The organism is Duganella sp. LjRoot269 (genome assembly GCF_964254095.1).
GTDB lineage: Bacteria > Pseudomonadota > Gammaproteobacteria > Burkholderiales > Burkholderiaceae_D > Rugamonas > Rugamonas hordei.
Window position 1 is genome coordinate 2,231,160 of sequence record NZ_CAXUSL020000001.1, and the last position, 19,390, is coordinate 2,250,549.

A 19,390-nucleotide genomic window follows, 5' to 3' on the forward strand; every position below is an offset into this window, starting at 1 on the left:
CATGACGATGCGCGCGCGGGGCTTCACGCTGATCGAGCTGCTGGTGACGCTGGCCATCCTCGGCCTGCTCAGCGCCCTGGTGATCCCGACCGCGAACGTGGTGGTGCAGCGCCGCCAGGAGCAGGAGCTGCGCGAGGGGCTGCACCAGATCCGCGCGGCGATCGACGCCTACAAGGTGGCGTACGACCAGGGCCGCGTCGCCAAGTCGCTGGGGGCGACCGGCTATCCGAAAACGCTGGAGCAACTGGTGGAGGGCGTGCCCGACGTGCAAAACCCCAAGCATGCGAAGATATTCTTCCTGCGCCGGGTGCCGCGCGACCCGTTCAATCCCGACGCCTCGCTGAGCGAGTCGCAGACCTGGGGCAAGCGCAGCTACGCCAGCGAAGCCGACCAGCCGAAGGAGGGCGAGGACGTCTACGACGTCTACAGCCAGAGCGACAAGACCGGCCTGAATGGCGTGCCGTACAAGAAATGGTGAACATGAAAACCAAGGGATTCACGCTGATCGAGTTGCTGGTGGTGCTGGGCATCGTCGCCCTGATGCTGACGCTGGCCGTGCCGCGCTATTTCCCCAGCATCGACAAGTCCAAGGAGGTGGTGCTGGCCGATAACTTGCGCAATATGCGCCAGGTGATCGATCAATACTATGGCGATACCGGCCGCTATCCGGACACGCTGGAGCAGCTGGTGGAGAAGAAATACCTGCGCGGGCTGCCGGTCGATCCGATCACCGACAGCGACGCGACGTGGGTACTGGTGCCGCCGGAAGACGCCACCAAGGGCGGCATCTACAACATCAAGAGCGGGGCCCCCGGCAACGACCGCAGCGGCAAGCCATATTCCGACTGGTGATATGGCCGAAGCGTCAACACTCCAGCGCATTCCGCGACGCCTGGCCGGCAGCCGCGGCTTCACCTATCTGAGCTTGATCATCCTGGTCGCCATCATCGCCCTGGTCGCTGCGACGTCGCTCAAACTGGGTTCGGTATTGCAGCGCAGCAGGGCGGAAACGGAGTTGCTGGAAATCGGCGCCGCATTCAGCGACGCCTTGAAAAGTTACGCCGACGCGACGCCGCAAGGGCAGCCGACGCAGCCGCCGTCGCTCAAGGAATTGCTCAAGGATCCGCGTTTTCCCGGGACCCGCCGCCACCTGCGCAAGCTGTTTGTCGATCCGGTGACGGGCAAGCCGGAGTGGGGCATTGTTTATCTGGGCGACAAGGTCGGCGTGCTGGCGGTATACAGTTTGTCGAATGACAAACCTGTGAAAGTCGGCAACTTTCCGGCGCGCTATTCTGGATTTGACGGCAAGAGTCATATCTCCGAGTGGAAGTTCACGATGGCGTCCGAGTTGCCTGGCGCCGCGACGATGACGGGAACCCAGCCGCAAATTGCGCCCGCTGTACCTGCGTTACAACAAAATATGCCTGCACCATTGCCTGCACCAAGTTTGACGCCGGCGCCGGCCGCGCCAACTTTGGTCCCCACGCCTGAAACACCTCCCGCTCCCTCTGAAGAGCCCCTACCGGCACCGCCGCCTCCGCCGCCGCAAGAACCCGAAAACCCTGATTCAAAGCAAGACTTGCATTAAGAAATCTCACTTTTTTCACCAAAATCATGCGCGGGCTTTTCACGGGATTGGTGCAATGCAGTGATGTGTTTCACATTATAAAAATAATTAATTAAAAGAAATAAAAAATAGAATATTTACAATTGTAATGAATACTTTTATGCTACTATTTGTCCTAGCAGCACTCCTATTGACCTACAAAGTGGTTGGCGCAAGCGCAGCCACAATTCGTTTGATTAAGGAAAATCTTATGAAATTGAAATCTCTCGCGGCTGGCGCTTTGCTGGCAGCAGCATCGTTCAGTGCGTTTGCAGCAACCAAAGATCTGGGTACCCTGGATTCGACTGGCTACGACACTTCGTCCGAGTTCTCGGTCAAGTTCGCCAAGAACGCTGTCATCAACGACACCTGGTTCTTCACCATCGACGTGCCGTCGGCGACCTCGTTCGGTGCTCAGCAGACCTTCGCTGCCAGCACTGCAGCCATCTCCAACTTTGGTGGCGAACTGGTGGGCTACGGCGCCTTCGGTCCAGCAGTCATCAGCGGCGACCAGCAGAATCTGAGCTGGTCGGGCGCTTTGGCCGCAGGTACTTATGAAGTGCACATCTGGGGCACCGCTCTGATCAAGAACACCCAGTACACCGCCACCGTTTCGGCTCTGCCAGTTCCAGAACCAGAAACCTACGGCATGATGCTGGGCGGCCTGGCACTGGTTGGTGCTGTCGCTGCTCGTCGCAAAGCAAAGAACGCAGCTTAAGTCTTAGCCGCTAAAAAAACCCACCGGCCTGAACGCGTTTACGATCGCGTTCAGTGCAGGTGGGTTTTTTTACGTCCGTAGTTTCTTGTCAGCGCGCGATGCGTTTGAAGTCGGCGAGGCGGAAACCCATCGCCAGCAGGGCGGCAAAGTAGACGCCGGCGCACACGCCGATCAACGCCAGCAGCGCGGCGGCGCGCAGCAGCGCGTGGTGCTGCAGGCCCAGCCAATCGATTTGACGCGCGCCGAACCAGGCGGCCGCGCCCATCAAACCGCAGGCGATCACCAGCTTGACGCAGAACACTGTCCAGCCCGGCTTCGGCCGGTGGATGCCGCGCCTGCGCAAGCCCGCATATAAGAAGCCCGCATTCAGGCAGGCGCCCATGCCGATCGACAGCGCCAGGCCGGCCACCTGCAGGTAGGGCACGAAGATCCAGTTCATCAGCTGCGTCGCCAGCAGCACGCCGATGGCGATCTTGACCGGCGTGCGGATATCCTGCTGCGCGTAGAACGCCGGCGCCAGCGTCTTGACCAGGATGATGCCCAGCAGGCCGGCGGCGTAGGCGATCAGCGGGTGGGTGGACTGGGCGGCCGCCTCGGCGGTGAATTTACCGTAGTGGAACAGGGTGGCGATCATCGGCTCGGCCAGCACGGCCATGCCGACCGCCGCCGGCAGCGCCAGCAGGAAGGTCAGGCGCAGGCCCCAGTCGAGCAGGTCCGAATATTCCTGCTGGTCGCCGTCGGCCTGCGCCTTGGACAGGCTGGGCAGCAGGATCGTGCCCAGCGCCACGCCCAGCAGGGCGGTCGGGAACTCCATCAGGCGGTCGGCGTAGGACAGCCAGGAAATGCTGCCCTCGGCCAGGCGCGAGGCGATGCTGGTGTTGATCATCAGGCTGATCTGCGCGGCCGAGACGGCGAACACGGCCGGGCCCATCTTCTTGAGCACGCGGCGCACGCCGGGATCGCCGAGGCCGGCGGCCGGGTTCCAGGACAGCGTCGGCAGCATGCCGATCTTGATCAGTGCCGGGATCTGGATCGCCACCTGCAGCACGCCGCCGACAAACACCGCGATCGCCATCGCGTAGATCGGGTGTTCCAGGTGCTGCTGCAGGAACAGCGAGGCCAGGATGGAGGCGATATTCAGCAGCACCGGGGTGAAGGCGGGGATCTTGAACTCGCGCCAGGTGTTGAGCACGCCGCCGGCCAGCGCCACGAAGGCCATGAAGCTAATATAAGGGAACATCAGGCGCGTCATCCACACGGCGGCGTCGAACTCTTCCAGGCCGTTGGCGATCAGGTAGATAAACAGCGGCGACGCTATAATGCCGACCACGCTGACGATCAGCGTCGACCACACCAGCGTATTGGCCACGTGGTCGGTCAGCCGCTTGCTGGCTTCCTGGCCCTGCTTGTTCTTGTATTCCGACAGGATGGGCACGAAGGCCTGCGAGAACGCGCCCTCGGCAAACAGCCGGCGCAGCAGGTTGGGGATGCGGAAGGCGACGATGTAGGCGTCGGTATAGGCGCCGGCGCCGAAGGCGCGTGCAATCAGGGTTTCGCGCAGTAATCCGGTGATACGGGACAGCATGGTCATGCTGGAGATGGCGGAGAGTGTTTTGAGCAAGTTCATGGGCAGTGATTATAGTTGCTCCCGTCGAAAAATATCGCTATAATCGCAGGCTGTACAGAATTCTGTTACGCAGACACTAATGTTTGGCAGGCAGTAGTTTGACTCACATGGTTCGGCAGACGCACTGAACGCACCTGTTTGGCAAACAATAATGTTTGCAAACGCACCTTTACCCTGTTTTAGGAAATTCCATGGCAAATACCGCACAAGCGCGTAAGCGCGCTCGTCAAGCAGTCAAGCAAAACGCTCACAATTCGTCCCAGCGTTCGACCCTGCGCACCGCTATCAAAGCAGTTCGCAAGGCGATCCAGGGCGGCGACAAAGCTGCTGCGACCGCAATCTTCCAATCGTCCGTGTCGACCATCGACAGCATCGCCGACAAGAAGATCATCCACAAAAACAAGGCAGCTCGCCATAAGAGCCGTCTGGCAGCTGCCCTGAAGGCACTGTCCGCTTAATTCCCCGCACGGGGATTTACAGCAAGAACCCGCCTGACCTGGTCAGCGCGGGTTTTTTCGCTTGTGCGGCCGCTTTTTTGCGGGCGTAAAAAAGGCCGGCGCAAGGCCGGCCCGGTCCGGTCGCCAGAACTTATTTGGCTGGCATCGAAGCGGAGGCTTCTGCCGAAGCGGCGGCTTTCTTGGCTTTTTTAGCTTTCTTGGCTTTCGGAGCCGAAGCGTCGGCCGAAGCGGAGGCGGAGGCCATCGGCGCCGAAGCCATGGCCGAGGCGGATGCCGAAGCGGACGGGGCGGCGGCGAAAGCGGAAGCAGCAAACAGGGAGGCAACCAGGGCAGCGATGATCTTGGACATGATAAGTTCCTTAGTCAGTTGAGAAACAGCTAAAAAAACAAAGATTCGGATGAATCTGTTTCATTAACGCAGCTCAAAAATTTCCAGTTGACACAAAAACTGCTGTTTTTCAAAATTTTATTTGCTGCATTGCATCAAGTATGGCGCGTCGTTGCGGCATTGCGCGCCACAGTCCTCGTGCCGCAGGTGCCGCAGCAGGTCGGTCAGCGGCGTGCGCGACAGGCCCAGCAGCTCGGCCGAGCGGCGGTCGATTTCATTGGCCAGGTCCAGCTGCAGCCATTCCATTTCATCGAGCATGGTGCGCAGTTCCAGCAGGATGCCGGGATCGTCGTGGGCGATGTCGAGCATGCTGTCGCTGTGGTCGGGGTCGAAGCCGGCCTGCAGCACCAGCTGCCGGATCGAGTTCATGCGCTCGAACAGGAAGGCCAGCGGCGAACGCTCCGGCGCCGTCGGCGCCACCTGGTGCTCGAAGGCGCTGCGCAGCGCGAACCAGGCGCGCAGCACCTCGGCCAGGTGGGCCAGCTGGAAGGCCGGCCCGCGCTCCTGCCGCATCTGGTGGGCGTCCTGCGGCGTGGAGTGGATCAGGTCGCGCAGGGCGTCGACGGCGGCCGCGTCGAAACGGCTGTGGTGCAGGCGCGCCAGCATGTCCAGCCGCGGCAGGTCGAAGCGGCGTATCACCGTCTCGGCCACGTCGGCCACGGCCAGCAGCTTGGCCAGCGGCGAGATCTTCCCGGCCCGCAGCCCGGCCGGATAGCCGCTGCCGTCCTGTCGCTCGTGGTGCTGCAGGATCGCCAGCCGCGCGGCCGGCGGAAAGCCGGGGATGCAGCTGAGCAGCACATTGCCGGTCAGCGGGTGGACGTGGATGAAGCGGCGCTCGTCCGGGGTGATGTTGTGGCCGCTGGCCAGCAGCAGCGGGTCGGTGTGCATCTCGCCGACGTCGTGGCACAGCGCGGCCAGCAGCAGCGTGGCGCGGTCGCCGGCGTCCAGTTTCAGCCGCAGCGCCAGCGCGCAGGCGATCATGCTGGTGCGCAGCGAGTGCTCGAAGATGTCGGGGCGCTGCTCGCGCATCACGGTCAGCCGCATCAGCAGCGGGGGCGGCAGCCTCAGCGCTGCCAGGCCGTGCTTGACGGCCAGCGGGTCGCCGGCGCGGTTGGCGAGGCGGGCATAGACCGGGTCGTGCTCGAGGATCTTGCCGGCCTCGATGGCCAGGCAGGCGGCGTCGATCGCCCGATCGCTGATCAGCATGCCGTCCAGCGGCTCGGTCAGCTTGTGCTGGGCCAGCCGCTCGAACTGCTCATCGCCGAGCCGGGTGCCGCCGGCGACCAGCTTCATGCCGTTGCTACAGTAGATGTCCCGGTGCGCGGTCACCGGTCGGCTGCGCGCCAGCGCGGCCACGGCCTGCAGATAGTATGGACTCTCGGTGTAGGACGCGGTCGCTTCTGCAGGCATGGCTTTCCCCCGGCGCGTGGCAATACGCCAACCTATTTAATATAGGCAATGCTTGCCCAAATGCTAGCTCAATTGCCAGATTTAGTTCTGGCCAGACAAATCCTTGGGCGACACTTCCATCCATTCGCCCGGCATCAGCGGGTGCGTCGCCAGCGAGATGGCGCCGATGGCGCTGCGCACCAGCCGCAGCGTCGGCAGGCCGACGGCGGCCGTCATGCGCCGCACCTGGCGGTTCTTGCCTTCCTGTAGCGTGATCGCCAGCCAGCTGGTCGGCTGCCCGGCGCGCTGGCGGATCGGCGGGTTGCGCGGCCACAGCCATTCAGGTTCGGCGATGCGCACCGCCTTGCACGGCTTGGTGACGAAGTCGCCCAGGTCGATCGGCGCCTGCAGCTTCGCCAGGCTGGCCGCGTCCGGCACGCCGTCCACCTGCACCAGGTAGACCTTGGCTTCCTTGTGGTCGGGATGGGCGATGGTGTGCTGCAGCTTGCCATCGTCGGTCAGCAGCATCAAGCCTTCGCTGTCGGCGTCCAGGCGGCCGGCGGGGTAGATGGCGGGAATCTTCAGGTAGTCGGCCAGCGTGGCCTTGTCGTCCTGCGGGGAGAACTGGCACAGCACTTGAAAAGGTTTATTAAAGAGTATCAGGGACATGCTTCTATACTGGTGAAATTGGTGTAGGCTTACAAGCCCAATTCGTGCATAATGTGAAACGTCTGTCTTATGTCTTATAGAAGACTTAGAGTCCACTTCGGAGAACCACGATGTATCAACATATCAAAGTACCTGCCGACGGCCAGAAAATCACCGTCAACGCCGATTTTTCCCTGAATGTACCAGATAACCCCATCATTCCCTACATCGAGGGCGACGGTACCGGTATCGACATCACACCCGTGATGATCAAGGTGGTGGACGCCGCCGTGGCCAAATCGTATGGCGGCAAGCGCAAGATCAGCTGGATGGAAATCTACTCCGGCGAGAAATCGACCACCGTGTACGGCCCCGACGTGTGGCTGCCGGAAGAAACCCTGACCGTGCTGAAGGATTATGTGGTGTCGATCAAGGGCCCGCTGACGACGCCGGTCGGCGGCGGCATCCGCTCGCTGAACGTGGCGCTGCGCCAGCAGCTGGACCTGTACGTCTGCCTGCGTCCGGTGCGCTACTTCACCGGCGTGCCTTCGCCGGTCAAGGAGCCGGAAAAGACCGACATGGTGATCTTCCGCGAGAACTCGGAAGACATCTACGCCGGCATCGAATACCAGCAAGGCTCGGAAGGCGCGAAGAAGCTGATGGACTTCCTGATCAAGGAAATGGGTGTCACCAAGATCCGCTTCCCGAATACGTCGGGCCTGGGCATCAAGCCGGTGTCGATCGAAGGCACGCAGCGCCTGGTGCGCAAGGCGATCCAGTACGCGATCGACAACGACAAGCCGTCGGTGACCATAGTCCACAAGGGCAACATCATGAAGTACACCGAAGGCGGCTTCCGCGACTGGGCGTACGAACTGGCGCAGAAGGAATTCGGCGCGCAGCTGATCGACGGCGGCCCGTGGTGCAAGCTGAAGAATCCTAAGACCGGCCGCGACATCATCATCAAGGATTCGATCGCCGACGCCTTCCTGCAGCAGATCCTGCTGCGTCCGGCGGAATACAGCGTCATCGCCACCTTGAACCTGAACGGCGACTACATCTCCGACGCGCTGGCCGCGCAAGTGGGCGGCATCGGCATCGCGCCGGGCGCTAACATGTCGGACTCGGTGGCGATGTTCGAAGCGACCCACGGCACCGCGCCCAAGTACGCCGGCAAGGACTACGTGAACCCGGGTTCGCTGATCCTGTCCGCCGAAATGATGCTGCGCCATATGGGCTGGACCGAAGCGGCCGACCTGATCATCAAGGCCATGGAAAAAGCCATCGACTCGAAGAAGGTCACCTACGATTTCGCCCGCCTGATGGAAGGCGCGACCCAGGTGTCGTGCTCCGGCTTCGGCGACGTGATGATCGAGCAGATGTAATCGCGCTTGCGCAGACCAGGCCCCGCCCCAGCGATGGTGCGGGGTTTTTTTCATCGGAGAGACCATGCGTGACACCGCCGCCCCCGCCGCGCCGACCTTGTGGCAGGCCTTCCTGTTCTGGCTTAAGCTGGGCCTGATCAGCTTTGGCGGGCCGGCCGGGCAGATCGCCATCATGCACCAGGAGCTGGTCGAGCGGCGGCGCTGGATCTCCGAGCGGCGCTTCCTGCACGCGCTGAACTACTGCATGCTGCTGCCCGGGCCGGAGGCGCAGCAGCTGGCCACCTACATCGGCTGGCTGATGCACCGCACGCGCGGCGGCGTCATCGCCGGCGCGCTGTTCGTGCTGCCGTCGCTGCTGTTGCTGATCCTGTTGTCGTGGCTGTACATCGCCTACGGCCAGCAGCCGCTGGTGGCGGGGCTGTTCTACGGCATCAAGCCGGCGGTGACCGCCATCGTGCTGCAGGCCGCGCACCGCATCGGCTCGCGCGCGCTGCGCAACAGCTGGCTGTGGGCGATCGCCGGCGCCGCGTTTGTCGCCATCTTCGCGCTGCAGGCGCCGTTCCCGCTGATCGTCGCCGGCGCCGCGCTGGCCGGCTACCTGGGCGGCCGTTTCCGGCCGCAGCTGTTCGGCGCCGGCGGCGGCCATGGCAAGGCCGGAGCAGGCGCCGCGCAGCCATCGTATGGCGCCGCCGTCATCGACGACGACACGCCGCCGCCGCCGCACGCGCAATTCCGCTGGAGCAGGCTGGCGCTGGTGGCCGGCTGCGGCGCCATGCTGTGGCTGCTGCCGATGGGCGTGCTGATGCTGACCTCGGGCTGGCAGCACACGCTGACGCAGATGGGCTGGTTCTTCACCAAGGCCGCGCTGCTGACCTTTGGCGGCGCCTATGCGGTGCTGCCGTATGTCTACCAGGGCGCGGTGGGGCACTACGGCTGGCTCGGCGCGACGCAAATGATCGATGGGCTGGCGCTGGGCGAAACCACGCCCGGCCCGCTGATCATGGTGGTGGCCTTTGTCGGCTTCGTCGGCGGCTACACCGGGGCGCTGTTCGGCCCGGACCAGCTGGCGCTGGCTGGCGCCGTCGCGGCCACGCTGGTCACCTGGTTCACCTTCCTGCCGTCGTTCGTCTTCATCCTGGCCGGCGGCCCGCTGGTGGAGGCCACCCGCGACGACCTGAGCTTCACCGCGCCGCTGACCGCCATCACGGCGGCCGTGGTCGGCGTCATCGTCAACCTGGCGCTGTTCTTCGCTTACCACGTGTTGTGGCCGGCCGGCTTCGGCGGGCGGTTCGACTGGGCGTCGGCGCTGATCGCGCTGGCGGCGGCGGTGGCGTTGATCCGTTACCAGCGCAAGGTGCCGCAGGTGATCGTCGTGTGCGCGGCGGTCGGTTTGATTTTGAAACAACTAGTGTAGGGTGGGTACAACACTTGACGCGGCGCCGGGACGAAAAAAAACCCCGCGTCGCGAGGTTTTTCACATCTGCAGCTTAAGAACTTAAGCGGATTGGATGTTGGAAGCTTGCTTGCCTTTAGGGCCTTGCGTGACTTCGAATTGAACTTTTTGACCTTCTTTGAGGGTCTTGAAACCGTTCATGTTGATTGCGGAGAAGTGAGCGAACAAATCTTCGCCGCCGTCATCTGGAGTGATGAAGCCAAAACCTTTGGAATCATTGAACCACTTAACTGTACCTGTTGCCATAAAAAGAACTTTCAAAATTAAAACGGATCACACGAGCCATAAAAGCAAGAAGCTTCTTGCCCCCTCCTCACGCCTCACTTCTTATCAACATGTACATTTCTGCACGAAGCCGATAACGCATTGTTAGCGGACCAATTTCTAAAGTCAAGCAGATTTGTATGCATTTTGCTACTTTCAATCTGATTGGCGGATATGCAACTCTTGATTTTAACGAATGGGGCGCCATCTGCGTCAAGTTCAGAAAACGCGTAAGATGGAAAACAATTAGATGTGCACAGTGAAATGCACATTGCATCAACCCCGAAAGCATTAGAATATAAGCGTATGGCAACCAAGCATGACACCGAAACCCTCTTGGAGCGGCAAGCCCTAAAGCCGCCACCGCTGTACCAGGTGGCGCTGCTCAATGATGACTACACCCCGATGGAGTTCGTGGTGGCCATCATTCAGGAGTATTTCAATAAAGACCGTGAAACGGCCACGCAGATAATGCTCAGTGTTCACCGCTATGGCAAAGGAGTGTGCGGCGTGTTCTCAAAAGATATAGCCTGTACTAAAGTGGAGTTCGTTTTAACGCATGCGCGCAAGGCGGGGCACCCCCTGCAGTGCGTGATGGAGGAAGTATGATTGCGCAGGAATTAGAAGTAAGTTTGCACATGGCGTTTGTCGAAGCTCGGCAGGCACGGCACGAATTCATCACGGTGGAGCACTTGCTGCTGGCCTTGCTTGACAATCCTTCGGCTGCCGAAGTGTTGCGCGCTTGCGCCGTCAACATTGAAGACCTGCGCAAAACCCTGACCAATTTCATCGGCGATAACACGCCGACCGTGCCAGGCACCGGCGAAGTCGACACCCAGCCTACGCTCGGTTTCCAGCGCGTGATCCAGCGTGCCATCATGCACGTGCAGTCCGCTTCCAACGGCAAGAAGGAAGTCACCGGCGCCAACGTGCTGGTGGCCATCTTCGGCGAGAAGGATTCGCACGCGGTCTACTACCTGCACCAGCAGGGCGTGACCCGCCTGGACGTGGTCAACTTCATTTCGCACGGCGTGCGCAAGGACCAGCAGACCGATGCCGCCAAGGCCTCGGAAGGCGTGGAGGAGGGGGCTCCGGGCGGCGAAGGCCAGACCAAGGAAAGCCCGCTGGACCAGTTCACGCAAAACCTGAACAAGTCCGCCGCCGAGGGCAAGATCGATCCGCTGATCGGCCGCGAGGACGAGGTGGACCGCGTGATCCAGATCCTGTGCCGCCGCCGCAAGAACAATCCGCTGCTGGTGGGTGAGGCAGGCGTGGGCAAGACCGCCATCGCCGAAGGCCTGGCCTACCGCATCACGCAGAGCGACGTGCCTGAAATCCTGCAGAATGCCGTCGTGTATTCGCTGGACATGGGCGCGCTGCTGGCCGGCACCAAGTACCGCGGCGATTTCGAGCAGCGCCTGAAGGCGGTGCTGAAACAGCTGAAGGACAATCCGAACGGCATCCTGTTCATCGACGAGATCCACACCATCATCGGCGCCGGTTCGGCGTCGGGTGGCACCTTGGACGCGTCCAACCTGCTCAAGCCGGCCCTGGCCAACGGCCAGCTGAAGTGCATAGGCGCGACCACCTACACCGAGTTCCGCGGCGTGTTCGAGAAGGATCACGCGCTGAGCCGCCGCTTCCAGAAAGTGGACGTCAACGAGCCTACCGTCGAGCAGACCGTGCAGATCCTGCGCGGCCTGAAGTCGCGCTTCGAAGAGCACCACGGCGTCAAGTATTCGTCGTCGGCGCTGTCGACGGCGGCCGAGCTGGCTGCCCGCTTCATCAACGACCGCCACCTGCCGGACAAGGCGATCGACGTCATCGACGAAGCCGGTGCGGCGCAACGCATCCTGCCGAAGTCCAAGCAGAAGAAAACCATCGGCAAGACCGAGATCGAGGACATCATCGCCAAGATCGCGCGGATTCCACCGCAGACCGTCAACCAGGACGACCGCAGCAAGCTGCAGACCATCGACCGCGACCTGCGCAACGTGGTGTTCGGCCAGGATCCGGCGATCGAAGCGCTGGCCTCGGCGATCAAGATGGCGCGCGCCGGCCTGGGCAAGACCGACAAGCCGATCGGCTCCTTCCTGTTCTCCGGTCCGACCGGCGTCGGCAAGACCGAGGTGGCCAAGCAGCTGGCCTTCATCCTGGGCATCGAGCTGATCCGCTTCGACATGTCCGAGTACATGGAGCGTCACGCCGTGTCGCGCCTGATCGGCGCGCCGCCGGGCTACGTTGGTTTCGACCAGGGCGGCCTGCTGACCGAAGCCATCACCAAGAAACCGCACGCGGTGCTGCTGCTGGACGAGATTGAAAAAGCCCATCCGGACATTTTCAACATCCTGCTGCAGGTGATGGACCATGGCACGCTGACCGACAACAACGGACGCAAGGCCGACTTCCGCAACGTGATCATCATCATGACCACCAACGCGGGCGCCGAGAGCTTGCAGAAGACCTCGATCGGCTTCACCAATTCCAAGCAGGCAGGCGACGAGATGGCCGACATCAAGCGCATGTTCACGCCGGAGTTCCGCAACCGTATCGATGCGACCATCAGCTTCCGCGCGCTGGACGAAGAAATCATCCTGCGCGTGGTCGACAAGTTCCTGATGCAGCTGGAAGAGCAGCTGCACGAGAAGAAAGTCGAATCCATCTTCAGCGAGAAACTGCGCAAGTTCCTGGCGAAGAAAGGTTTCGACCCGCTGATGGGCGCGCGTCCGATGGCGCGCTTGATCCAGGACATGATCCGCAAGGCGCTGGCCGACGAACTGCTGTTCGGCCGCCTGGTCACCGGCGGCAAGGTCACCGTCGACCTGGACGACAAGGACCAGGTCAAGCTGGAGTTCCCGGAACCGCCGGACGCCGCGCCGACGATCCCGCCGGAAACCGTCGAAGTCGAATAAACAGTAGGTTTTCGCAAAAAGCCCGCCCACGAAAGTGTGGCGGGTTTTTTTACGTCCGTTTTTTTCCAGCAAAGAAACTTAGCGTGACGGCTTGTAACTATCCACTGTGGTATGTATCCAAATGGTTACTTATGCAATGTTTACTTCGCAACTTGCCTATACGACTATGGATTACCGACCAACCCGCTAGAACGGGTGGCGATATAAAGGGCATTTTCTAACAGCGGCATTTAATCGGGAGTAAGCATGTTAAGAAAGACAGTATTGGCGCGCACCTTGTCGATGGCGTTCGCCACGATGGCGGTCAGCGCAGTGGTGGTACCGGGCGCGATGGCGCAGTCCAATGCATCGGGCAACATTTATGGCCGCGTGGAAGCGCCGGCCGGCACCTCCATCCTGATGACCAACACCGATACGGGCCTGAAGCGTACTGTCGCGCCGGGCGCGGACGGCCGCTACACAGCCACCGCGATGCCGATCGGCCACTACAAGATCGAACTGCAAAAGGACGGCAAGACCGTCAACACGGTGGAAACCGACGTGCTGGTTGGCCGCGGCGTGGAAGCGTCGTTCGCCGCCGCCTCCACGCAGACGGTGCAGATCACCGGCCGCCGCAGCCGCATCGACGTGTCCAGCACCAACAACGGCGCCACCTTCACCGCCAAGGAACTGGCCTCGCTGCCGGTGGCGCAAAGCGTGGACGCCATCGTGCAACTGGCGCCGAACACCACCCGTGCCGACCCGCGTTACGCGGCCGGCGCCAGCTTCGGCGGCGGCGGCGCTTCTGAAAATGCCTACTACATCAACGGCTTCCCCGTCACCAATCCGCTGACCCAGCTGGGCGCGTCGGAACTGCCGTTCGGCGCGATCGCGCAGGCGCAGGTGTTGACCGGCGGCTTCGGCGCCGAGTTCGGCCGTTCGATCGGCGGCGTGGTCAACGTCACCACCAAGAGCGGCACCAACAACTGGGAAGTGGGCGCGATGTACAGCATCGAGCCGAACTCGCTGCGCTCCAAGCAGAAGGACGTGTACTACGCCCACACCGGCGATCCGGCCAACGCCGCCACCGACGGCACCATCTACGCGATCAACCGCTTCAATACCGACACCACCAAGAAGTACGGCGTCTACGTCGGCGGCCCGATCATCCAGGACAAGCTGTTCATGTTCATCGCCGCCGAGCAGACCAAGCAGGACACCGGCCAGGTCGCGCAGACCGTCGAGTCGAACTCCAGCCTGCAGAACGGCTGGCAGGAGAACGACAACAAGACCACCCGCTATGTCGCCAAGTTCGACTGGAATATCAGCGACAATCACCGCCTCGAGTGGACCCACATCGGCGACAAGCCTGAGACCGACCAGCGCCTGTCCGGCTTCGACTACGCGACCTTGCAGCGCAACGGCGTGGTCAGCGGCAGCGCCCACTACGAAAGCGTGGCCAACATCACGCCGACCATCGGCGCGCGCACCAACATCGTCAAGTACACCGGCAACCTGACCGACGACCTGACGGTGACCGCGCTGTACGGCCGCAACCACACCAGCCACGTGTCCTCGCTGGCCGGCTACGACGGCACGTTGCCGCAGATCCTGGTGACGCCGGCCGGCAAGAACCCGGCCTTCCAGATGGATAACATCAACAAGCAGCCATACGGCGGCACCATCTCGTCGCCATCGTCGTATGACGAAGTGACGTCGGCGCGCTTCGACCTGGAATACAAACTGGGCCAGCACACCATCCGCGGCGGCTTCGACAACAACAAGCTGTCCTCCTACGGCGCGGGCGACCTGACCGCCGGCGGCTCCAGCTGGAACTACGACGGCACCGCCACGCCAAACGCACCGATCACGCTGAACGGCTATTCGACCACGGTCGCTTCCGGCGGCGGCTCGGGCACGGCCGGCTACTTCGTCAGCCACCGCATCTTCAACGACGTGACGGCGGCGTTCTCGGACCAGGCGGCGCAGTACATCGAGGACAAATGGCAGGTCACCAAGGACGTGCTGGTGACCGCCGGCGTGCGCGACGAGCAGTACAAGAACAAGAACGGCCTGGGCCAGGCCTTCCTGACGATGAACAACCAGATCAATCCGCGTCTGTCCGCGGCATGGGATGCCAACGGCGATTCGTCGCTGAAGGTGTTCGGCAGCGCCGGCCGCTATTCGATCCAGATCCCGACCCACGTCGCGATTCGCGGCGCTTCGGTCTCGACGCTGACCCGCCAGTACTTCACCTATACCGGCATCGGTCCCAACGGCGTGCCTACCGGCCTGACCGCGATCACGCCGGTGACGTCGGTGGACAACGAGTTCGGCCAGCCCAAGCTGTACCAGACCGTGGCGGCGCAGAACCTGAAGCCCAGCTATCAGGACGAGCTGACCCTGGGCTTCGAAAAAGCCTGGTCGCCTGACCTGAACTTCGGCGTCAAGGGTACCTACCGCAAGCTGCAGTCGACCATCGACGACTTCTGCGATCAACGCCCGTTCGACACCTGGGCCGCGGCGCACAACGTCGACACCAGCAACTGGGGCGGCTTCGCCTGCGCGTCGATCAATCCCGGCCGCAGCAACAACTTCCTGGTCGACTTCGCCGGCACCGGCACCAACCTGACGCCGGTCACGCTGACGGCCAAGGACATGGGCTTCGCCGAGCCTAGCCGCACCTACGCCGCGCTGGACTTCTTCGCCGAACACCCGATGCGCAACGGCTGGTACGGCAAGGTCAACTACACGCTGGCCCGCAGCAAGGGCAATACCGAAGGCCAGACCCTGTCCGCAGTGGCGCAGACCGACGTCGCCGCGACCGAGACCTGGGACCACCGCGAGATCATGGAGAACGCGAACGGCCTGCTGCCTAACGATCGCAAGCATCAGATCAAGGCTTTCGGCATCTACGAGTTCAGCCCTGAGTGGTCGGTCGGCGGCAACCTGCTGGTCGCTTCCGGCCAGCCTGAGACTTGCCTGGGCAACTATCCGCAAGCGCTGCAGGATGCCGATCCTGGCTTCCCCGACTACGGTTCGGCTTACCACTACTGCGGTACCGGAGGCGCCAACGTGCCTGCGCCGCAGGGTACCGCCGGCCGCCTGCCTTGGGACGTGCGCCTCGACATGGACGTGATCTACAAGCCTCAGCAACTGAAAGGCTTCGCGTTCAAGTTCGATGTGTTCAACGTGTTCAACAAGCAGACCGTGCAGCAGATCGACCAGACCTACAACACCGCGTCGGGCGACATCTCGCCGACCTACGGTACGCCAGGTGCGTTCGTCGGCTACACCTCGCCGCGCAGCATGAAGTTCACGGTGGAGTACAACCACCGTTTCTAAGATCCTGACGTAGCCTGTAACTTTTATTTCCCAGCCCGTAACGCGCAAGCGGTACGGGTTTTTTTTATGGGGCGATAATAGTGTTCGGAAGCGAACAGCAACAACGTTCGTTTGCGGACATCCGGTGTCGCGCAGGCGCTGATTCTTGGCCGTTCCGGCGCCTGCGACCTTGTGGCATGGATGTTGCAATCACAGGGTATTCCCCCCAACGGACAAGGCATACATGAAGCTTGGAGATTTTCGCATCGGCTGGCGCACGCTGGCCCAGGAACCGGCCTACACGCTGGCGGTGGTGTTCGGCCTGGGCGTCGGCCTGGCGGCGAGCCTGCTGCTGCTTGGGTTCGTGCGCTACTCGCTGTCGTACAACGCCCACTTTATGGATGTCGACCGGCTCTACGTCGTCAAGCAGCATTTCAACGTCGATCCCGGTTCTCCGCTGCAGGAGGTGGCGCCGATGTTCCTGCGCGAGGCCGCGCTGAAAATACCGGGCGTCGCCGACGCCACCGTCTACATTCCCGCGCGCGAGGAAATCAAGCCGCTGACGGTGCGCATCGGCCGCGCCATGTCGACCGTGCGCGGCCTGACGGTGCTGCCGGGCTTCCCCGCCATGCTCGGCTTGCGCGCGGCGCAGGGCGACTTGGCGGCGGCGCTGGACCGGCCCGACCTGTTCGTGATTACCGAAGCGGGCGCGCTGCGCCTGTTCGGCACCCGCGATGCGCTGGGCCGTACCATGCAGGCCGAAGGCAAGACCGTGCAGGTGGGCGCCATCGTGCCCACGCCGCCGGGGAATACGACGATACCGTTCGAAATGCTATTTGGCGTCAACTCGGTCACCCAGGATCCCGCGATCAAGCACGAGATGCTGACCGGCGAGCATGGCTGGATGTCCAAGATGCTGGTGCGCTTGCGGCCGGGCGCCGATGTTCCCGCCATCGTCGGGCGCCTGCAGCAGGTGGTGGACAATGCGCCGAGCATGAACCAGTTTCCGCCGGAAGTGCGCGAGCGGCTGGGCAAGCGCAAGGCGGTGGAGCTGGCCATGTCGCCGCTGCGCGCCGCCTATTTCGACTACAAGATGCAGACCAGCTTTGTCTCGCTGCCGGGTGACCGCGCCAATCCGGCCGTCATCGCCGGCGTGGCGGCGATGGCGGTGTTGATCCTTATGCTGGCCGCGATCAACTACGTCAACCTGAGCACGGTGCGCGTGCTGCGGCGCCAGCGCGAGGTGGCGATGCGCAAGGTGCTGGGCGCCGGCGTGCCGCAGATCATGCTGCAGTTCCTGCTCGAATCGCTGCTGGTGGCGATGGCGGCGACCGCGCTTGGCCTGCTGCTGGCGTGGCTGGCGCTGCCCGTCTTTGCGCAACTGGTCGACCGCCGGCTCGACAACCTGTTCTCGGCGCAGAACATCGCGGCCGCGCTCGGCATCGGCGCGTTGCTGGGATGCGCAACGGCGGTCTATCCCGCCTGGATCGCGATGCGGGTGCATCCGGTCCAGGTGCTGGCCGGGCGGCCGGATACCGAGTCCCGTGGCAGCATGCAATGGCGCCGGGCACTGACGGTGCTGCAGGTGGCCGCGGCGATGGGCTTTGCCAGCGTCACCGTCGCCGTCGCGTGGCAGACCGATTATGCGATGCACGCCTCGCCCGGCTTCGATCCGTCGGCGATGGTGATCGTCGACCTGCCGGAGCATGTGCGGGACAGCGCGCAGGCACGGCGCTTTTATTCCGCGCTGAAGGCACAGCCCGGCGTGGCGGGCGTGGCGATCTCGGAGGATCCGGTCGGCCGGCTCGACTGGGCCTGGACGCGCGCGTTGAAGCGCCCCGGCGGCCCGGCGGCGGAAATGGAGATGAAATCGGTCAGCGCTAACTTCTTCGAACTGTACGGCATCGCGCCGCTGGCGGGGCGCCTGTTCCAGTCCGGCGTGGACCAGGACGACGACAAGGTGCCTGTGGTGCTGAACGCCGTCGCCATGCGTCAGCTGGGTTACGCCAATGCCGAGGAAGCGATAGGCCAGACCGTGCTGTTCACCGGCTTCGACAACAAGGAGATCGCCAAGCGCATCGTCGGCATCGCGCCGGAGCTGCGCTTCCATACGCTGCGCGACCCGCCGCGCGCGACCGCCTATGAGCTGTGGACAGCCGGGACAGTGTTGAACGTGCGCGCATCCGGCGCGCCGGCCGATGTCGAGCGTGCGGCGCAGTCGCTGTGGCCAGCCTATTTCCCGGATGCGATACCGAAGGTTTTCCGCGCCGCCGATCCGCTGGCCGCCCACTACGCGGAGGATGCGCGCATGGCCAAGCTGCTGGCGGTGGCCACCGGCATCGCGCTGGCGATCGCCGCTTTCGGCACCTATGTATTGGCGGCCAATACCGTGCAGCGGCGCGCCAAGGAGATCGTGCTGCGCAAGCTGCACGGCGCCGGCCGCGCCGACATTGGCCTGCTGGTGGTGCGGGAGATCGGCGCGCTGACCCTGGCCGCCGCCGTCATCGGCCTGCCGCCGGCGGCGATCGCGATCAACCGCTATCTGGCCGGCTACGTCGAGCGTGCGCCGATAGGCTATTGGACGCTGCTGTTCGCGCTGTCGCTGACCTTGATGGTGGCCCTGGCCGCCATCACGCGTCACACCCGGATCGCCATGCGGATGGTGCCAGCAGACGCATTGCGCGCCTAGGCATGGCCGCAGACCGCCGACCCAGCCCCAGCCAGCCTGCTGCGCCAATCAGCAGCAGCATCAACGGCGACGGCTCCGGAACGAAGCGGCATGCGTCGCTGCAGTCGCTGGTGACGTCGTAGATGTAGCGCGGACCAGGGCCGCCGGCGGGATCGGGTTCCCAGCCGGGCAGGCCCGCCGTCGGCCTCCAGACGGCATGTTCGTTGAGCAAACCGCGTCCGAAGATGACGATGGTTCCTGGCGGCGACGGCAGCAGCCCCAGCGCGTCGGCCGGATTTTCCGTTGCCGGATCGGAGTCCGATCGGAGCCGCACCGTCATGACGCCGGCCAGGACGACAAATTCCAGCTGGTCGCTTACCGCTTCGCAGCTGAACAGGCCGCAAGTTCCGGCGATGTCGATCAGGCCGGGAACGACGGCGGGCGTCAGCGCCGCAGTGTTGGCGGTTTCTGTCAAGGTGATGACGATGGGGACGGCGGTGGCGGCGGTGGACAAACTGATTAGTCCGGCCAGTAAAATCGAACGTAACGTATTCATTTTCGTTTCCTTGTC

17 protein-coding genes are annotated in these 19,390 nt (G+C 62.9%); 11 read left to right on the forward strand and 6 right to left on the reverse strand.

The features are described from left to right. Nucleotide 1: 1 nt before the first annotated feature. The 4 genes from ACSQ3S_RS09895 to ACSQ3S_RS09910 all read left to right on the forward strand — a co-directional run bounded on the left by ACSQ3S_RS09895 (nt 2) and on the right by ACSQ3S_RS09910 (nt 2,324). A complete protein-coding gene (locus ACSQ3S_RS09895; RefSeq protein WP_176655170.1) occupies nt 2-478 on the forward strand; it encodes a type II secretion system protein in 477 nt (158 codons plus the stop codon). Beyond that, nucleotides 472-852 (forward strand): type II secretion system protein, encoded by a 381-nt coding sequence (locus ACSQ3S_RS09900; RefSeq protein WP_176655171.1) that lies wholly within the window; start codon nt 472-474, stop codon nt 850-852. The genes ACSQ3S_RS09895 and ACSQ3S_RS09900 overlap by 7 nt, the downstream gene beginning before the upstream one ends. A gap of 1 nt (nt 853) precedes the next feature. Beyond that, nucleotides 854-1,588, forward strand: a complete 735-nt coding sequence (locus ACSQ3S_RS09905; RefSeq protein ID WP_436142272.1) for a type II secretion system protein — start codon at nt 854-856, stop codon at nt 1,586-1,588. Nucleotides 1,589-1,817: 229 nt separating this feature from the next. Then, entirely contained in the window at nt 1,818-2,324 is a 507-nt protein-coding gene (locus ACSQ3S_RS09910) for an FxDxF family PEP-CTERM protein (RefSeq protein ID WP_436142273.1), read from the forward strand. A gap of 88 nt (nt 2,325-2,412) precedes the next feature. Here ACSQ3S_RS09910 and murJ read toward each other — a convergent pair whose 3' ends face one another. Further along, nucleotides 2,413-3,951 (reverse strand): murein biosynthesis integral membrane protein MurJ, encoded by a 1,539-nt coding sequence (gene murJ / locus ACSQ3S_RS09915; RefSeq protein WP_176655173.1) that lies wholly within the window; start codon nt 3,949-3,951, stop codon nt 2,413-2,415. Nucleotides 3,952-4,142: 191 nt separating this feature from the next. On the opposite strand from murJ, the gene rpsT reads away from it, so the two are divergent. Continuing rightward, entirely contained in the window at nt 4,143-4,409 is a 267-nt protein-coding gene (gene rpsT, locus ACSQ3S_RS09920) for a 30S ribosomal protein S20 (RefSeq protein WP_008446456.1), read from the forward strand. 130 nt (nt 4,410-4,539) lie between these two features. Here rpsT and ACSQ3S_RS09925 read toward each other — a convergent pair whose 3' ends face one another. From ACSQ3S_RS09925 to ACSQ3S_RS09935, 3 genes are all read right to left on the reverse strand, one after another. After that, nucleotides 4,540-4,758, reverse strand: a complete 219-nt coding sequence (locus ACSQ3S_RS09925; RefSeq protein WP_176655174.1) for a hypothetical protein — start codon at nt 4,756-4,758, stop codon at nt 4,540-4,542. A 117-nt stretch (nt 4,759-4,875) separates the two neighbouring features. After that, the gene (locus tag ACSQ3S_RS09930) at nt 4,876-6,207 is read right to left on the reverse strand and encodes an HD-GYP domain-containing protein (protein ID WP_436142274.1); all 1,332 of its coding nucleotides are present in this window, start codon (nt 6,205-6,207) and stop codon (nt 4,876-4,878) included. An 81-nt stretch (nt 6,208-6,288) separates the two neighbouring features. Next, nucleotides 6,289-6,855: a pseudouridine synthase gene (locus ACSQ3S_RS09935; RefSeq protein WP_353404279.1), complete on the reverse strand. Its 567-nt coding sequence runs from the start codon at nt 6,853-6,855 to the stop codon at nt 6,289-6,291. 110 nt (nt 6,856-6,965) lie between these two features. On the opposite strand from ACSQ3S_RS09935, the gene icd reads away from it, so the two are divergent. Continuing rightward, nucleotides 6,966-8,219 (forward strand): NADP-dependent isocitrate dehydrogenase, encoded by a 1,254-nt coding sequence (icd, locus tag ACSQ3S_RS09940; RefSeq protein WP_353404280.1) that lies wholly within the window; start codon nt 6,966-6,968, stop codon nt 8,217-8,219. Nucleotides 8,220-8,283: 64 nt separating this feature from the next. Beyond that, on the forward strand, nt 8,284-9,633 hold the full coding sequence (gene chrA, locus ACSQ3S_RS09945) for a chromate efflux transporter (RefSeq protein WP_436142275.1): 1,350 nt from the start codon (nt 8,284-8,286) through the stop codon (nt 9,631-9,633). Between the two features lie 81 nt (nt 9,634-9,714). On the opposite strand, the gene cspE is transcribed toward chrA, so the two are convergent. Beyond that, a complete protein-coding gene (gene cspE / locus ACSQ3S_RS09950; RefSeq protein ID WP_008446468.1) occupies nt 9,715-9,918 on the reverse strand; it encodes a transcription antiterminator/RNA stability regulator CspE in 204 nt (67 codons plus the stop codon). Between the two features lie 324 nt (nt 9,919-10,242). On the opposite strand from cspE, the gene clpS reads away from it, so the two are divergent. From clpS to ACSQ3S_RS09970, 4 genes are all read left to right on the forward strand, one after another. Continuing rightward, nucleotides 10,243-10,545, forward strand: a complete 303-nt coding sequence (gene clpS / locus ACSQ3S_RS09955) for an ATP-dependent Clp protease adapter ClpS (protein WP_090315375.1) — start codon at nt 10,243-10,245, stop codon at nt 10,543-10,545. Beyond that, a complete protein-coding gene (gene clpA, locus ACSQ3S_RS09960) occupies nt 10,542-12,848 on the forward strand; it encodes an ATP-dependent Clp protease ATP-binding subunit ClpA (RefSeq protein WP_176655179.1) in 2,307 nt (768 codons plus the stop codon). Before clpS ends, clpA begins: the two co-directional genes overlap by 4 nt. Nucleotides 12,849-13,094: 246 nt before the next feature. Further along, nucleotides 13,095-16,172 (forward strand): TonB-dependent receptor, encoded by a 3,078-nt coding sequence (locus ACSQ3S_RS09965; protein WP_436142276.1) that lies wholly within the window; start codon nt 13,095-13,097, stop codon nt 16,170-16,172. Between the two features lie 223 nt (nt 16,173-16,395). Then, nucleotides 16,396-18,840 carry an FtsX-like permease family protein gene (locus ACSQ3S_RS09970; protein WP_436142277.1) on the forward strand — a complete coding sequence of 815 codons (2,445 nt, stop codon included), beginning with the start codon at nt 16,396-16,398 and terminating at the stop codon, nt 18,838-18,840. Here the strand turns inward: ACSQ3S_RS09970 and ACSQ3S_RS09975 are convergent. Next, nucleotides 18,782-19,375, reverse strand: coding sequence for a PEP-CTERM sorting domain-containing protein (locus ACSQ3S_RS09975; RefSeq protein ID WP_176655182.1), 594 nt, complete (start codon nt 19,373-19,375; stop codon nt 18,782-18,784). The genes ACSQ3S_RS09970 and ACSQ3S_RS09975 overlap by 59 nt on opposite strands. Nucleotides 19,376-19,390 lie beyond the last annotated feature (15 nt).

Coding starts and splice junctions, on each gene's coding strand:
- ACSQ3S_RS09895 (WP_176655170.1), top strand. CDS start 2: ATGACGATGCGCGCGCGGGGCTTCACGCTGATCGAGCTGCTGGTGACG.
- ACSQ3S_RS09900 (WP_176655171.1), top strand. CDS start 472: ATGGTGAACATGAAAACCAAGGGATTCACGCTGATCGAGTTGCTGGTG.
- ACSQ3S_RS09905 (WP_436142272.1), top strand. CDS start 854: ATGGCCGAAGCGTCAACACTCCAGCGCATTCCGCGACGCCTGGCCGGC.
- ACSQ3S_RS09910 (WP_436142273.1), top strand. CDS start 1,818: ATGAAATTGAAATCTCTCGCGGCTGGCGCTTTGCTGGCAGCAGCATCG.
- murJ (WP_176655173.1), bottom strand. CDS start 3,951: ATGAACTTGCTCAAAACACTCTCCGCCATCTCCAGCATGACCATGCTG.
- rpsT (WP_008446456.1), top strand. CDS start 4,143: ATGGCAAATACCGCACAAGCGCGTAAGCGCGCTCGTCAAGCAGTCAAG.
- ACSQ3S_RS09925 (WP_176655174.1), bottom strand. CDS start 4,758: ATGTCCAAGATCATCGCTGCCCTGGTTGCCTCCCTGTTTGCTGCTTCC.
- ACSQ3S_RS09930 (WP_436142274.1), bottom strand. CDS start 6,207: ATGCCTGCAGAAGCGACCGCGTCCTACACCGAGAGTCCATACTATCTG.
- ACSQ3S_RS09935 (WP_353404279.1), bottom strand. CDS start 6,855: ATGTCCCTGATACTCTTTAATAAACCTTTTCAAGTGCTGTGCCAGTTC.
- icd (WP_353404280.1), top strand. CDS start 6,966: ATGTATCAACATATCAAAGTACCTGCCGACGGCCAGAAAATCACCGTC.
- chrA (WP_436142275.1), top strand. CDS start 8,284: ATGCGTGACACCGCCGCCCCCGCCGCGCCGACCTTGTGGCAGGCCTTC.
- cspE (WP_008446468.1), bottom strand. CDS start 9,918: ATGGCAACAGGTACAGTTAAGTGGTTCAATGATTCCAAAGGTTTTGGC.
- clpS (WP_090315375.1), top strand. CDS start 10,243: ATGGCAACCAAGCATGACACCGAAACCCTCTTGGAGCGGCAAGCCCTA.
- clpA (WP_176655179.1), top strand. CDS start 10,542: ATGATTGCGCAGGAATTAGAAGTAAGTTTGCACATGGCGTTTGTCGAA.
- ACSQ3S_RS09965 (WP_436142276.1), top strand. CDS start 13,095: ATGTTAAGAAAGACAGTATTGGCGCGCACCTTGTCGATGGCGTTCGCC.
- ACSQ3S_RS09970 (WP_436142277.1), top strand. CDS start 16,396: ATGAAGCTTGGAGATTTTCGCATCGGCTGGCGCACGCTGGCCCAGGAA.
- ACSQ3S_RS09975 (WP_176655182.1), bottom strand. CDS start 19,375: ATGAATACGTTACGTTCGATTTTACTGGCCGGACTAATCAGTTTGTCC.